General features: G+C 49.6%; 9 protein-coding genes, 1 pseudogene and 1 CRISPR repeat array (1 of these 11 running past the window's edge). Of the genes and pseudogenes, 6 read left to right on the top strand and 4 right to left on the bottom strand.

Going from position 1 to position 14,566, the window contains the following annotated elements; translation table 11 throughout:
• Positions 1–227: 227 nt before the first annotated feature.
• Positions 228–2,984 (bottom strand): two-component sensor histidine kinase BarA, encoded by a 2,757-nt coding sequence (barA, locus tag FEM44_RS03825; RefSeq protein ID WP_130207684.1) that lies wholly within the window; start codon positions 2,982–2,984, stop codon positions 228–230.
• Positions 2,985–3,040: 56 nt separating this feature from the next.
• Between barA and rlmD the strand changes: the two genes are divergently transcribed.
• From rlmD to eno, 5 genes are all read left to right on the top strand, one after another.
• A complete protein-coding gene (gene rlmD, locus FEM44_RS03820) occupies positions 3,041–4,342 on the top strand; it encodes a 23S rRNA (uracil(1939)-C(5))-methyltransferase RlmD (RefSeq protein ID WP_135521233.1) in 1,302 nt (433 codons plus the stop codon).
• 47 nt (positions 4,343–4,389) lie between these two features.
• Positions 4,390–6,624: a GTP diphosphokinase gene (gene relA / locus FEM44_RS03815; protein WP_130221513.1), complete on the top strand. Its 2,235-nt coding sequence runs from the start codon at positions 4,390–4,392 to the stop codon at positions 6,622–6,624.
• Positions 6,625–6,719: 95 nt separating this feature from the next.
• Complete coding sequence (gene mazG, locus FEM44_RS03810; RefSeq protein ID WP_112912024.1) at positions 6,720–7,511, top strand: nucleoside triphosphate pyrophosphohydrolase; 792 nt, start codon at positions 6,720–6,722, stop codon at positions 7,509–7,511.
• A 227-nt stretch (positions 7,512–7,738) separates the two neighbouring features.
• Positions 7,739–9,376: a glutamine hydrolyzing CTP synthase gene (pyrG, locus tag FEM44_RS03805; RefSeq protein WP_135521234.1), complete on the top strand. Its 1,638-nt coding sequence runs from the start codon at positions 7,739–7,741 to the stop codon at positions 9,374–9,376.
• Positions 9,377–9,464: 88 nt separating this feature from the next.
• A complete protein-coding gene (gene eno, locus FEM44_RS03800; protein WP_000036723.1) occupies positions 9,465–10,763 on the top strand; it encodes a phosphopyruvate hydratase in 1,299 nt (432 codons plus the stop codon).
• Between the two features lie 59 nt (positions 10,764–10,822).
• Here the strand turns inward: eno and FEM44_RS03795 are convergent, their stop codons facing one another.
• The 3 genes and pseudogenes from FEM44_RS03795 to FEM44_RS03785 form a co-directional block, all read right to left on the bottom strand.
• A complete protein-coding gene (locus tag FEM44_RS03795; protein WP_135521236.1) occupies positions 10,823–11,725 on the bottom strand; it encodes a TPM domain-containing protein in 903 nt (300 codons plus the stop codon).
• 221 nt (positions 11,726–11,946) lie between these two features.
• Positions 11,947–12,618: pseudogene (locus tag FEM44_RS03790) on the bottom strand (TPM domain-containing protein); the annotation flags it as partial.
• Between the two features lie 13 nt (positions 12,619–12,631).
• The gene (locus FEM44_RS03785; protein WP_135521240.1) at positions 12,632–13,234 is read right to left on the bottom strand and encodes a LemA family protein; all 603 of its coding nucleotides are present in this window, start codon (positions 13,232–13,234) and stop codon (positions 12,632–12,634) included.
• Between the two features lie 172 nt (positions 13,235–13,406).
• Between FEM44_RS03785 and queE the strand changes: the two genes are divergently transcribed.
• The gene (gene queE / locus FEM44_RS03780; protein WP_065227519.1) at positions 13,407–14,078 is read left to right on the top strand and encodes a 7-carboxy-7-deazaguanine synthase QueE; all 672 of its coding nucleotides are present in this window, start codon (positions 13,407–13,409) and stop codon (positions 14,076–14,078) included.
• Between the two features lie 337 nt (positions 14,079–14,415).
• Positions 14,416–14,566: direct repeats of the CRISPR family, unit length 29 nt; unit sequence GAGTTCCCCGCGCGAGCGGGGATAAACCG; it runs 427 nt beyond the window's last position.

Below are 14,566 nucleotides of genomic sequence, written 5' to 3'. Positions count from 1 at the left end.
TTAACCCTTCCTTTCTTGTTCTTGTTTTCATTTCCGTGAAGTGGATTCCTAATGCCAAACTCGAGCCTCATTGAACGCATTCATGTTGTGTTGTTGCACGGTGAGCCGCTTTTATATTGCTGATGCCAGATATAAACACGCGCCGCATCCGGCATAAACACAGGCACCTTGTCACCAGTCTAAAACCGGCTTCATAAGAAGCCGATTTTTACTCGATAAAATATTTATTACCCAAGAATTTTACTGGCTTCGCGTGCCACATTATCCATCTCGTCCAACAATTCCAGTAGCTCTGGCTCCAAATCTTCTTCTTTAGTACCGCTTCGTAGCTGTTGTTCGATAAGTTGACAGAGATTCTTCATACGCGGCACACCGCTATAGCCGCAACTGCCATGCAGTTTATGAATCAAATCAACCAGGCCTTCCGGATTTTCCCCAACCAGTTGTTCCTCAACTTTGTTGCGAACTTCTGGCAGGAAATCGAGCAACATTTGCAGCATATCGCGCGCCAGATCGGTTTTGCCAGCGGCCTGGCGTAGCGCCAGTTGCCAGTCCAGAGTCGCATTCTGGTTCACCACAATTTCGTTCACTTCTGGCGTCACAACGCGGGAAGAAATGCCGCTGCCGGGTTTGTAGCGCAGCAGCAAATTATGCAATCGCTCTTCTTCTATCGGTTTCGCCAGATAATCGCTCATCCCCGCGCCAAGTAATTTCTCTTTTTGCCCAGCCATCGCATGTGCAGTCACCGCGATGACTGGCGTTTGTTGCTGGTGCGGAAGCTGGTGGATAAGTTCGCATGCACGAATGCCGTCCATGTCCGGCATTTGAATATCCATTAAGATTAAATCGAACGGCATCTGTTTTGCTCGTTCAACCGCCTGATGGCCGCTATCGCACAACTCCACATGCTGAACCATGTCCTCCAGCAATGCGCCGATAAGTTTCAGGTTTGCTGGGTTATCATCAACAGCCATAACCGTCATTACCAGCTTACTTTCGTCGGTGACAGGCAACAGCGTATTTTGTGTTTGATGACAAAACTCGGTCAGTACAGGCAACAGACGTGTAGGCGTCAGGGGTTTCAGCAGACACGCGCCGATACCATCTTGCTTGAGCTTTTCGGCATTGACCTGTGCATGGCACGGAAGGGCGAGCATCAGAAAATCGGTCATCGACACTGCTTTCGCTAACCGCTCATGTTGCATCGTTAGCGGTTCGCGGAAAGTCACCGCAATCCCTAACAACATCATGTCGTAATGCGCGGGAGGGAGGGCCGAGAAGCTTGGGCTGTAGACCACCTCAAGCGGTGTTTCGCTTAAAATATCCAGCGTGCACTGCGCGGCTGCCGAGTTCGGTTCGACATAAGCCAGGCGTTTGCCTGTGAGGCACTGGGTGGATGGTCCTTCAATAATAATATTCGGGTTCAGATCGAGATTAATATGGAACCAGAAGGTTGAGCCACGATTCGGCTGGCTATGGAACGAAATATCTCCGCCCATCTCATTAACCAGTTTTTGCGTAATTACCAGCCCCAGCCCGGTGCCGCCATGACGGCGTGAAATACTGGCATCTGCCTGCCTGAAGGCCTGGAACAGGCGCGATTGATCGCGTTCAGGAATACCAATACCGGTATCGCGGATCTGCACCTCAATCTGAACTTTGGTATTACTCAGCGCTCGTTTTTCCACCAGAATATCGATGTTGCCATTCTCGGTGAATTTAATCGCATTCCCCACCAGGTTAGTGATGATTTGCTGTAAGCGCAGCGGATCGCCTATCACGTTATCTGGCACGTCGCTCTTAATATTGAGCGTCAATTCCAGTCCTTTATCGTGAGAAGAATGCGCCAGAAGAGTAACCACTTCATCCAGCGTGCTGCGCAGCGGGAACGGAATACTTTCCAGGATCAGCTTGCCCGCTTCCAGTTTCGAGAAGTCGAGAACATCATTAATAATTGCCAGCAAATTATTTGCCGAGCGTTCAATCGTGTTCAGGTGATCGCGCTGCGTTGGCGTTAATTCTGTTTTCAGCGTCAGGCGGGTAAAGCCAATAACTCCATTCAGCGGTGTACGCAGCTCATGTGACATATTCGCCAGAAACTCGGACTTAATACGCGCCGCTTCCTGGGCGCGCTTTTTCGCCAGGTCCAACTCAACGTTCTGAATTTCCATCTGCTCCAGCGTTTCACGCAGATCTGACGTCGCCTGGTCGATATTGTGCTGCATCTCTTCGTGATAAGCCGCCAGAGACATTGCCATCGAGTTGATGCCGTTTTTCAGCATATCCAACTCGCCGAGCATAAATCCTTCCACCCGGCTGTCGAGTTGTCCTCGGCGGATGCGGTCGACAGTATTCACCATGTTGCGAATCGGGCCGGTTACATCGCGCATGAGTCGCCAGCCAAAAATAAGTGCAATACCAATACAAAACAGCATCATCACGCTGGAAATAAAAATCTCTTTATATTGCTGTAAGCGCACCGATTTAAGGTCCAGCTCAAGGGCAATATACCCCAGCATATTCTGACTATTTTTGGCATCGCTAATGGGCGATTCGTCGGGAGAATAACTCTCGGAGATAATCGGCGTACGCAAAATCATAATATCGCCATCACGTGTGACAGTGAGCTGGCGCGGAAATGGCACGTTACTACCGAGCTGCATTGCTGAAGGGTCGAGATGAAAATTGGAGGTGACAAAGAGTCGGTTATTTTCATCGTAAACTGAAATGGCGCGAACAATATCAGAATGGCGACGATGCAAAACGCTTATCAACTGACCGATAGATTCGCGATTTTGCAGGCTCATGCCATATTCAGTAGAAACTGCAAGCGGCTCAATAATGCTGGCACCGGCATCTTCCAGTTGACGCTGCAAGTCGTTATAGCGATGCACGACGAAAAAGATACTGAGCAATAAACCAATAAGGACGGTCGGCGCCAGGATCAGAATCATCATGCGTGCGCGCAGGCTGTAGTTGGTCATGGAGTTCCGTTATGGGACAATTAAGGTCACACTGTTAAATTGAGAAAGTCTCGCCAATGGCGCAATTCTACTCTGCAAAACGACGCGTGACGACGCGTCAGATCATAACCGTTTCAGTCAACGACCTCGACTCTTTTGGTCAGGGCGTGGCACGACATAACGGAAAAGCGTTATTTATCCCCGGGCTATTGCCGCAGGAAGACGCGGAAGTTACTGTTACTGAAGATAAAAAACAGTATTCCCGCGCTAAAGTCGTGCGCAGGCTAAGCGACAGCCCGGAACGCGAAACGCCACGCTGCCCTCATTTTGGCGTATGCGGCGGCTGTCAGCAACAACACGCCAGCATCGAACTACAGCAGCGAAGCAAAAGTGCGGCGCTCGCCCGGTTAATGAAGCATGACGTCTCTGAAGTGATCGCCGATGTTCCCTGGGGGTACCGTCGCCGCGCGCGCTTAAGCCTGAACTATCAGCCGAAAACACAACAATTACAGATGGGATTTCGCAAAGCGGGTTCCAGTGACATTGTCGATGTTAAGCAATGCCCCATTTTAGCGCCCCAACTTGAAGCATTGCTGCCCAAAGTCAGGGCATGCCTGACCAGCTTACAAGCCATGCGCCATCTTGGTCACGTTGAACTGGTGCAGGCAACCAGCGGCACGCTGATGATTTTACGCCATACCACACCGCTAAGTTCGGCTGATCGTGAAAAACTGGAACGCTTTTCGCATTCTGAAGGCCTGGATCTGTTTCTCGCCCCCGATAGTGAGATACTCGAAACCGTCTCTGGCGAGATGCCCTGGTATGACTCAAATGGGTTACGTTTAACTTTTAGCCCGCGTGATTTTATTCAGGTCAACGCGGGTGTGAACCAGAAAATGGTGGCACGCGCGCTGGAGTGGTTGGATGTGCAGGCTGAAGACAGCGTGCTTGATCTGTTTTGCGGTATGGGCAATTTCACACTGCCATTAGCGACACGAGCGGCTAGCGTGGTAGGGGTAGAAGGTGTTGCGGTGCTGGTGGAGAAAGGTCAGGAAAATGCGCGACTTAATGGTTTACAAAATGTGACGTTTTATCATGAAAATCTTGAAGATGATGTCACAAAGCAGCCGTGGGCTAAAAACGGCTTTGACAAAGTGTTGCTGGACCCGGCGCGAGCAGGTGCTGCTGGCGTCATGCAGCAAATTATAAAACTGGAACCCATTCGTATAGTTTATGTATCCTGTAACCCTGCGACGCTGGCTCGGGATAGCGAGGCGTTATTAAAAGCAGGATATACCATTGCGCGACTGGCGATGCTGGATATGTTCCCACACACGGGGCATCTGGAATCGATGGTGCTTTTTTCGCGCGTTAAATAGTTACGATTTGCTGATTTCGGCAGGTCAGGTCCCTAAAGGAGAGGACAATGGTTGCGGTAAGAAGTGCACATATCAATAAGGCTGGTGAATTTGATCCGGACAAATGGATCGCAAGTCTGGGGATTGCCAGCCAGAAGTCGTGTGAGTGCTTAGCCGAAACCTGGGCGTATTGTCTGCAGCAGACGCAGGGGCATCCGGATGCCAGTTTGCTGTTGTGGCGTGGTGTCGAGATGGTGGAGATCCTCTCGACATTAAGTATGGACATTGACACGCTGCGGGCGGCGCTACTGTTCCCTCTGGCCGATGCCAACGTAGTCAGCGAAGACGTACTGCGCGAGAGCGTCGGTAAGTCGGTCGTTAATCTTATTCACGGTGTGCGCGATATGGCGGCAATCCGCCAGCTTAAAGCCACACACACTGATTCTGTTTCCTCCGAGCAGGTCGATAATGTTCGCCGGATGTTGCTGGCGATGGTCGATGACTTCCGTTGCGTGGTCATCAAACTGGCGGAGCGAATTGCCCATCTGCGCGAAGTGAAAGATGCGCCAGAAGATGAACGCGTACTTGCAGCAAAAGAGTGCACCAATATCTACGCGCCGCTGGCGAACCGTCTCGGGATCGGGCAACTGAAATGGGAACTGGAAGATTACTGCTTCCGTTATCTCCACCCGACCGAATACAAACGCATCGCTAAATTGCTGCATGAGCGCCGCCTCGACCGCGAACACTACATTGAAGAGTTTGTGGGGCATCTGCGCGCAGAGATGAAAGCCGAAGGCGTTAAAGCTGAAGTGTATGGCCGCCCGAAACACATCTACAGCATCTGGCGCAAAATGCAGAAAAAGAACCTCGCCTTTGACGAGCTGTTTGATGTCCGTGCAGTACGTATTGTCGCCGAGCGTTTACAGGACTGCTACGCCGCGTTGGGGATAGTGCACACTCACTATCGCCATCTGCCGGATGAGTTCGACGATTACGTCGCTAACCCGAAACCGAACGGTTATCAGTCTATTCATACCGTGGTTTTGGGGCCGGGGGGCAAAACCGTTGAGATCCAAATCCGCACCAAACAGATGCATGAAGATGCAGAGTTGGGCGTTGCTGCGCACTGGAAATACAAAGAAGGCGCGGCTGCTGGCGGTGCACGGTCGGGGCATGAGGACCGGATTGCCTGGCTGCGTAAACTGATTGCGTGGCAGGAAGAGATGGCCGACTCTGGTGAAATGCTCGACGAAGTACGCAGTCAGGTGTTTGACGACCGGGTATACGTCTTTACGCCGAAAGGGGATGTTGTTGATTTACCTGCGGGATCAACGCCGCTGGACTTCGCTTATCACATCCACAGCGATGTCGGACACCGCTGCATCGGGGCTAAAATTGGCGGGCGGATTGTGCCATTCACCTACCAGTTACAGATGGGTGACCAGATTGAAATTATCACCCAGAAACAGCCCAATCCCAGCCGTGACTGGTTAAACCCAAACCTGGGCTATGTCACAACCAGCCGTGGGCGTTCGAAAATTCATGCCTGGTTCCGTAAACAGGATCGTGACAAAAACATTCTGGCTGGACGACAAATCCTTGATGACGAGCTGGAACATCTGGGGATCAGCCTGAAAGAAGCAGAAAAACACCTGCTGCCGCGTTACAACTTCAATGATGTCGACGAGTTGCTGGCGGCGATTGGGGGCGGGGATATCCGGCTCAATCAGATGGTGAATTTCCTGCAATCGCAATTTAATAAGCCGAGTGCCGAAGAGCAGGACGCCGCCGCGCTGAAACAGCTTCAGCAAAAAAGCTACACACCGCAAAACCGCAGTAAAGATAACGGTCGCGTGGTAGTCGAAGGTGTCGGCAACCTGATGCACCACATCGCGCGTTGCTGCCAGCCGATTCCTGGAGATGAGATTGTCGGCTTCATAACCCAGGGGCGCGGTATTTCAGTACACCGCGCCGATTGCGAACAACTGGCGGAACTGCGCTCCCATGCGCCAGAACGCATTGTCGATGCTGTATGGGGCGAGAGCTACTCCGCCGGATATTCGCTGGTGGTCCGCGTGCTGGCTAATGATCGTAGTGGGTTGTTACGTGATATCACGACCATTCTCGCCAATGAGAAAGTGAATGTGCTTGGCGTTGCCAGCCGTAGCGACACCAAACAGCAACTGGCGACCATCGATATGACCATTGAGATTTATAACCTGCAGGTGCTGGGCCGCGTGCTGGGTAAACTCAACCAGGTACCGGATGTTATTGACGCGCGTCGGTTGCACGGGAGTTAATCTTACATAGCTGGATATGGTGTCAGCCGTATCCAGCGATATCTTTTACTCGAAGGTATTACACCTGACAGACCCGCAATTTTCAGGACATTTCAATGAATCAAATCGACCGTTTGCTCACTATCATGCAGCGCCTGCGCGATCCGGAAAACGGCTGCCCGTGGGATAAAGAGCAGACATTTGCTTCTATAGCACCTTACACACTTGAAGAAACCTACGAAGTGCTGGACGCCATTGCCCGCGAAGACTTTGACGATCTGCGCGGTGAACTTGGCGATCTATTGTTCCAGGTGGTGTTTTACGCGCAAATGGCCCAGGAAGAAGGGCGCTTTGACTTTAATGATATTTGCGCTGCAATCAGCGATAAATTAGAGCGTCGCCATCCGCATGTTTTTGCTGACAGTTCTGCCGAAAACAGCAGTGAAGTGCTCGCCCGTTGGGAGCAAATCAAAACTGAAGAACGCGCGCAGAAAGCACAGCATTCGGCGCTGGACGATATTCCTCGTAGTTTACCGGCTTTAATGCGTGCGCAAAAAATCCAGAAACGTTGCGCCAACGTTGGCTTTGACTGGACGACGCTTGGCCCAGTAGTCGATAAAGTCTACGAAGAGATCGACGAGGTGATGTACGAGGCGCGGCAGGCTGTTGTCGACCAGGCTAAACTGGAGGAGGAAATGGGTGACCTGCTGTTTGCCACGGTCAACCTGGCTCGCCATTTAGGGACGAAAGCTGAAATTGCATTGCAAAAAGCGAATGAAAAATTCGAGCGTCGTTTTCGCGAAGTGGAGCGTATTGTTGCCGCGCGTGGACTGGAAATGACAGGTGTTGACCTCGAAACAATGGAAGAAGTCTGGCAACAGGTAAAACGGCAGGAAATTGATCTCTAAGGGAATTACGCGGTCAAGCGCCATTTGTGTCATTTTTTAAATGACAAGCGCTTGATTTGCGTCAAAAACATTTACCCCAAAGGGGCTATTTTCTCACTCCTGATTTCAATAGTGCGCTGGCGAAGAGGAGGGATAATGAAAGTTTGTGGCACAGGTCATGTTCGGGTATACTGCTTTCCCGTCCTGGTTATTCCATCGTCTTTTCAACCTAACTTCTCAGGTTCAGCATGACAACGAACTATATTTTTGTGACCGGCGGGGTCGTATCCTCTCTGGGTAAAGGCATTGCCGCAGCCTCCCTCGCAGCCATTCTTGAAGCCCGTGGCCTCAATGTGACCATCATGAAACTGGATCCGTACATTAACGTCGATCCAGGTACTATGAGCCCAATCCAACACGGGGAAGTGTTCGTTACTGAAGACGGCGCTGAAACCGACCTGGACCTGGGGCACTACGAGCGTTTCATTCGTACCAAAATGAGCCGCCGCAACAACTTCACCACGGGTCGTATCTATTCTGATGTTCTGCGTAAAGAACGCCGTGGCGACTATCTGGGCGCAACCGTACAGGTTATCCCGCACATTACTAACGCTATCAAAGAACGCGTTCTTGCAGGTGGCGAAGGCCACGACGTGGTTCTGGTAGAAATCGGCGGTACTGTAGGTGATATTGAATCCCTGCCGTTCCTCGAAGCGATTCGCCAGTTAGCTGTTGATATCGGTCGTGAACACGCGCTGTTCATGCACCTGACGCTGGTGCCGTATATGGCAGCGTCTGGTGAAGTCAAAACTAAACCGACTCAGCACTCTGTTAAAGAGCTGCTTTCTATCGGTATCCAGCCTGACATCCTGATTTGTCGTTCAGATCGCGCCGTTCCGGCGAACGAACGCGCGAAGATTGCATTGTTCTGTAATGTTCCGGAAAAAGCGGTTATTTCTCTGAAAGACGTCGATTCCATCTATAAAATTCCGGGCCTGTTGAAATCTCAGGGGCTGGACGATTATATTTGTAAACGATTCAGCTTGAACTGTCCGGAAGCTAATCTGTCCGAATGGGAACAGGTTATCTTTGAAGAAGCGAATCCGGTAAGTGAAGTCACCATCGGTATGGTTGGCAAATACATTGAACTGCCGGACGCTTACAAATCCGTGATCGAAGCACTGAAACACGGTGGGCTGAAAAATCGTGTCAGCGTCAACATCAAACTGATCGATTCACAAGATGTTGAAACGCGCGGTGTTGAAATCCTTAAAGGTCTGGACGCGATCCTCGTACCTGGTGGTTTCGGCTATCGTGGCGTAGAAGGCATGATTACTACCGCGCGCTTTGCGCGTGAGAACAATATTCCTTATCTGGGCATTTGCCTGGGTATGCAGGTGGCGTTAATTGATTACGCTCGCCATGTTGCCAACATGGAGAACGCCAACTCTACGGAATTTGTGCCAGACTGTAAGTACCCGGTTGTGGCGCTGATTACCGAGTGGCGTGATGAAAACGGCAACGTTGAAGTTCGTAGCGAGAATAGCGATCTCGGTGGCACCATGCGTCTCGGCGCACAGCAGTGCCAGCTGGTTGACAATAGCCTGGTTCGCCAGCTGTACAATGCGCCGACAATTGTTGAGCGTCATCGTCACCGTTACGAAGTCAACAACATGCTGCTGAAACAGATTGAAGATGCTGGTCTGCGCGTTGCGGGCCGTTCCGGGGATGATCAGTTGGTCGAGATCATCGAAGTTCCGAATCACCCGTGGTTCGTGGCTTGTCAGTTCCATCCGGAGTTTACTTCTACTCCACGTGATGGGCACCCGCTGTTTGCAGGCTTTGTGAAAGCCGCCAGCGAGTTCCAGAAACGTCAGGCGAAGTAAGTAAAAAAAGTTAGAACGGCAACGCGTACCCTGGGTACGCGTTGTTTGTCTGGAGTTTCAGTTTAACTAGTGACTTGAGGAAAACCTAATGTCCAAAATCGTAAAAATCATCGGTCGTGAAATCATCGACTCCCGTGGTAACCCGACTGTTGAAGCCGAAGTACATCTGGAGGGTGGTTTCGTCGGTATGGCAGCTGCCCCGTCAGGTGCTTCTACTGGTTCCCGTGAAGCTCTGGAACTGCGCGATGGCGACAAATCCCGTTTCCTGGGTAAAGGCGTAACCAAAGCTGTAGCTGCGGTAAATGGCCCGATCGCTCAGGCGCTGATTGGTAAAGATGCCAAAGATCAGGCTGGCATTGACAAGATCATGATCGACCTGGATGGCACCGAAAACAAATCCAAATTCGGCGCGAACGCAATCCTGGCTGTATCTCTGGCTAACGCCAAAGCTGCTGCAGCTGCTAAAGGTATGCCGCTGTACGAGCACATCGCTGAACTGAATGGTACTCCGGGCAAATACTCCATGCCGGTTCCGATGATGAACATCATCAACGGTGGTGAGCACGCTGATAACAACGTTGATATCCAGGAATTCATGATTCAGCCGGTTGGCGCGAAAACTGTGAAAGAAGCCATCCGCATGGGTTCTGAAGTTTTCCATCACCTGGCAAAAGTTCTGAAAGCGAAAGGCATGAACACTGCAGTTGGTGACGAAGGTGGCTATGCGCCGAACCTGGGTTCCAACGCTGAAGCTCTGGCTGTTATCGCTGAAGCTGTTAAAGCTGCTGGCTATGAACTGGGCAAAGACATCACTCTGGCGATGGACTGCGCAGCTTCTGAATTCTACAAAGACGGTAAATACGTTCTGGCTGGCGAAGGCAACAAAGCTTTCACCTCTGAAGAATTCACTCACTTCCTGGAAGAACTGACCAAACAGTACCCGATCGTTTCTATCGAAGACGGTCTGGACGAATCTGACTGGGACGGTTTCGCATACCAGACCAAAGTACTGGGCGACAAAATCCAGCTGGTTGGTGACGACCTGTTCGTAACCAACACCAAGATCCTGAAAGAAGGTATCGAAAAAGGCATCGCTAACTCCATCCTGATCAAATTCAACCAGATCGGTTCTCTGACCGAAACTCTGGCTGCAATCAAGATGGCGAAAGACGCTGGCTACACTGCAGTAATCTCTCACCGTTCTGGTGAAACTGAAGACGCTACCATCGCTGACCTGGCTGTTGGTACTGCTGCAGGCCAGATCAAAACTGGTTCTATGAGCCGTTCTGACCGTGTTGCTAAATACAACCAGCTGATTCGTATCGAAGAAGCTCTGGGCGAAAAAGCACCGTACAACGGTCGTAAAGAGATCAAAGGCCAGGCATAAGTCTGACTTTATTTGATTTAAAAATGCCAGCCTTCGGGCTGGCATTTTTTATGGTTGAGTTACCAGCGGCCGGATGCGCCGCCACCGCCAGAAGAACCACCCCCGCCGCTAAATCCGCCGCCACTTGAGCCTCCACCGGAAGAGGATGAAGAAGAACCTTTTCTTGAAGCTCTTTCTTTACTGAGCTTCTTATATTTGGCGCGTAACTTTTTATTCACCAGAAGCCAGAAGATAAGCAGAGGTACGATCGCAAAAGGCGTTAACATACCGCAAGCAACGATTAAATTCGTCCATGCTCCGGGCTCGGCAACATAGAGGAATACCATCCCGTAAATTGCGCCGGTGAGTGCAATCCACGGTAGATTTGATGGATCGGTAAAAATAATAAAATACGAAAGTACTGCCAGTAAAATAATTACAGCGACCGATAATGGAATTGGAGTTTTGATACTGTAATGATTTCCGCTGCCTTCCGGTAATTCACCATTCAACAGAAGCGCGCCGATATTTTCGCTGGCCAGTGTCAACCCTCCAATAAGATCATCGTTTTTGAACGCGGGGATCAATATATCACGGATAATCTTTGCCGCTTGCAGGTCGGTAACCACCCCTTCCAGCCCGTAGCCCACTTCTATACGGACAGCATGATCTTCCCAGGCAACCAGAAGTAAAATACCATCGTTGCGCTGTGCATCGCCCAACTTCCAGCTATCAAAAACGCGTGTTGCATATTGTTCAATGGTATCTTCACCAGTGGATGGCACCACTAATATAGCGACCTGCGCCTGCGTATTCTGTGCAATCTTCTGCAACTGTAGTGTCAGAGATTGTTGTTCAGACGAGCTTAACGTACCAGTAATATCGGTCACCTGGTGGCGCAGCTCCGGCACAGCAATTTGCTGGGCAAGCACCGGAAGGCACCACAAAGCGAGTAAAATAAAGATTAAGCGCATTACGATCACCAACGCCCGGAAGCACCACCGCCGCCGGATGAACCGCCACCGCCGCTGAAATTGTCATTGTCGAAAGAAGAGGACGATGATGATGACGAATCTCTGGAGTTATAATTACTTCTGGTATGGTGTGATGGCCGGTTGGCACTACGCATTGAGTCACGTACCTTTTTGCCGAAAGGGGTAAAAGTAATAGCAACAACAAGGAACGGTGTGGAGAAGCATAATAATGTAGCGAGCACTCCCCAGCTTCCGCTGAAACCTGCAATAGGCAAAACAAAGGCCAGCACTATGGCAGCGAAGCAAATCAATCCCAGCGTTTTGATATATCCCCTGGCGGAAATAAAGGTCAGTACTATCGCCCAGGCCAACAAAGCCCACCAACCGCTAAAGGGCAAAGGGTGATCGGTTGGTGTTATCGTTGCTAAATCATTCCCCGTCAGACGGCTTTCAATATCGTTGATCCCCTTTTGCAACCCGCCAGCCAGGTCGCCTTTTTTAAATGCCGGAATAATACTATTGCGAATAATTTTCCCGGACTGTGCATCTGTAATAACGCCTTCCAGTCCGTAACCGATTTCAATACGCACGGTATGATCCTGCCAGGCAACTAACAGCAGAATGCCATCATCGCGGTCTTTATTACCAGGCTTCCAGCTATCGAATACCCGCGTTGCGTATTGTTCGATGGTTTCATCGCCTGTTGTTTCAACCACTAACACGACCAGTTGCGCCTGGCTTTTTTGCGTCAGGGCTTTAATCTGGTTGGTCAGGGTGTTTACTTCGTTGTTCGTCAATGTGCCAGTTAAGTCATTCACATACCTGGATGTTTCAGGTACTGGAATTTGCGTGGCAAACGCAGATGAACAGAAGAAAGCCATAAGAAAGATAAAATTTCGCATAGGGCTTCTCCGCTTAATGAGCATTAGTATTCTGGCTAAAATCTATTGTCGGGGCTTTACTTACTGCGGCGACATCATCCGGCAAATAATTTTTCTTTGGTGTGTAATCCATGACCTTTGCCGTTAATACAGCGGGAAATTTGCGGATGGTGACATTATATTGCTCAATGGCTTTAATATATCTTCCTCGCGCAACGGTAATTCGATTTTCGCTTCCTTCGAGTTGTACCATCAAATTTTGATAGAGTTCCTGGGCCTTTAATTCTGGATATCGCTCACTAATAATCGTTAACTGCCCGAGAGTGCGAGTCACCTGGGCCTGAGCTTGTTGCCAGGCTTGTAATTTTTGCTCATCTCCCGGAGCTTGCTGAAGATCGCTGCTGGCACGATTAGCTTGACTACGAGCTAACGTAATGGCCTCCAGTACCTCTTTTTCATGGCTGGAATAACCTTTAATACTTGCGACAAGATTAGGAATAAGATCGGCACGGCGTTGATACTGATTCAATACTTCTGACCAGGAGGCATTGACCTGTTCATCATAGGTTTGAATATCGTTATAACCGCAACCTGATAAATTGAAAATAAATATAAATACGATGAATATTCTAAACATGTTTAAATTCCTTTTATTTAATCCTTTAAAACATAATACGCCGCTTCATTTTATTCTTAATGATCTGAGCCACTTTTTGCGTCAAACCTGCCTGTAACAGAATGTTAATAAAGCATGAATATTGCGGCGAGATCTGCAATAATTAACAATTATCCACTTTACAGAGAATGCTATGCAGTACCCGATTAACGAGATGTTCCAGACCCTGCAAGGTGAGGGTTACTTTACCGGCGTCCCCGCTATTTTTATTCGTTTACAGGGATGCCCGGTCGGCTGTGCCTGGTGCGACACCAAACACACATGGGAAAAGCTTGAGGATCGGGAAGTTTCCCTTTTCAGCATTCTGGGTAAAACGAAAGAGAGTGATAAGTGGGGAGCAGCAAGCAGTGAAGACTTGCTCGCAGTCATCGGTCGTCAGGGATACACCGCGCGTCACGTGGTGATTACGGGTGGTGAACCTTGTATTCATGACTTGATGCCACTAACTGACCTGCTCGAAAAGAACGGTTTCAGTTGCCAGATAGAAACCAGCGGTACTCATGAAGTGCGTTGTACGCCGAATACTTGGGTCACCGTGTCGCCAAAGCTAAATATGCGTGGCGGTTATGAAGTATTGTCGCAAGCCCTGGAGCGAGCTAACGAAATCAAACACCCAGTTGGACGCGTACGGGATATCGAAGCTCTGGATGAATTGCTGGCGACGCTGACCGATGATAAACCGCGAGTCATTGCACTGCAGCCGATTAGCCAAAAAGATGATGCCACACGTTTGTGCATTGAAACTTGCATTGCGCGTAACTGGCGTTTGTCGATGCAAACACATAAATATTTAAATATTGCCTGATTACACATTTATAAGCGTTATAAATGGGTGGAACCTGTAAAGACTTCCACTCATTTATATTTTTTGTCGCCTCTGAAACTCATCCATTTTGCCCATTCCGGACTAATCATTGTCATTCTCTACAAATTCTGTGGCGTTAATTTTTCTCTGGGGTAAAAATTATTGGGGTGAAGTTTGGTAGATTTTAGTTTGCATAGAGTTATTTTAAATATTTACCTTTTAAATCAATGGATCAAGTGCTCTTTAACATAATGGATGTGTTGTTTGTGTGATCCTGTAAAGTTAGTAGATTGTGATTGGCTTAAAAATCATTAATTAATAATAGGTTATGTTTAGAGAGTTCCCCGCGCGAGCGGGGATAAACCGGGATGTTTGTGGTGGGACTGACAGCCTATCACGAGTTCCCCGCGCGAGCGGGGATAAACCGAGCATCCAGATATGACCATGTTTGGCGGTAAAGAGTTCCCCGCGCGAGCGGGGATAAACCG

Source organism: Escherichia sp. E4742, from assembly GCF_005843885.1.
In the GTDB taxonomy this organism is placed as follows: Bacteria; Pseudomonadota; Gammaproteobacteria; order Enterobacterales; family Enterobacteriaceae; genus Escherichia.
This window is presented reverse-complemented; position numbering and strand designations above follow the sequence as displayed.

Bases quoted from the DNA above. Each gene is read 5' to 3' on its own strand.
- FEM44_RS03785 (WP_135521240.1), bottom strand. From the start codon at position 13,234: ATGTTTAGAATATTCATCGTATTTATATTTATTTTCAATTTATCAGGT.
- pyrG (WP_135521234.1), top strand. From the start codon at position 7,739: ATGACAACGAACTATATTTTTGTGACCGGCGGGGTCGTATCCTCTCTG.
- eno (WP_000036723.1), top strand. From the start codon at position 9,465: ATGTCCAAAATCGTAAAAATCATCGGTCGTGAAATCATCGACTCCCGT.
- barA (WP_130207684.1), bottom strand. From the start codon at position 2,984: ATGACCAACTACAGCCTGCGCGCACGCATGATGATTCTGATCCTGGCG.
- queE (WP_065227519.1), top strand. From the start codon at position 13,407: ATGCAGTACCCGATTAACGAGATGTTCCAGACCCTGCAAGGTGAGGGT.
- relA (WP_130221513.1), top strand. From the start codon at position 4,390: ATGGTTGCGGTAAGAAGTGCACATATCAATAAGGCTGGTGAATTTGAT.
- mazG (WP_112912024.1), top strand. From the start codon at position 6,720: ATGAATCAAATCGACCGTTTGCTCACTATCATGCAGCGCCTGCGCGAT.
- rlmD (WP_135521233.1), top strand. From the start codon at position 3,041: ATGGCGCAATTCTACTCTGCAAAACGACGCGTGACGACGCGTCAGATC.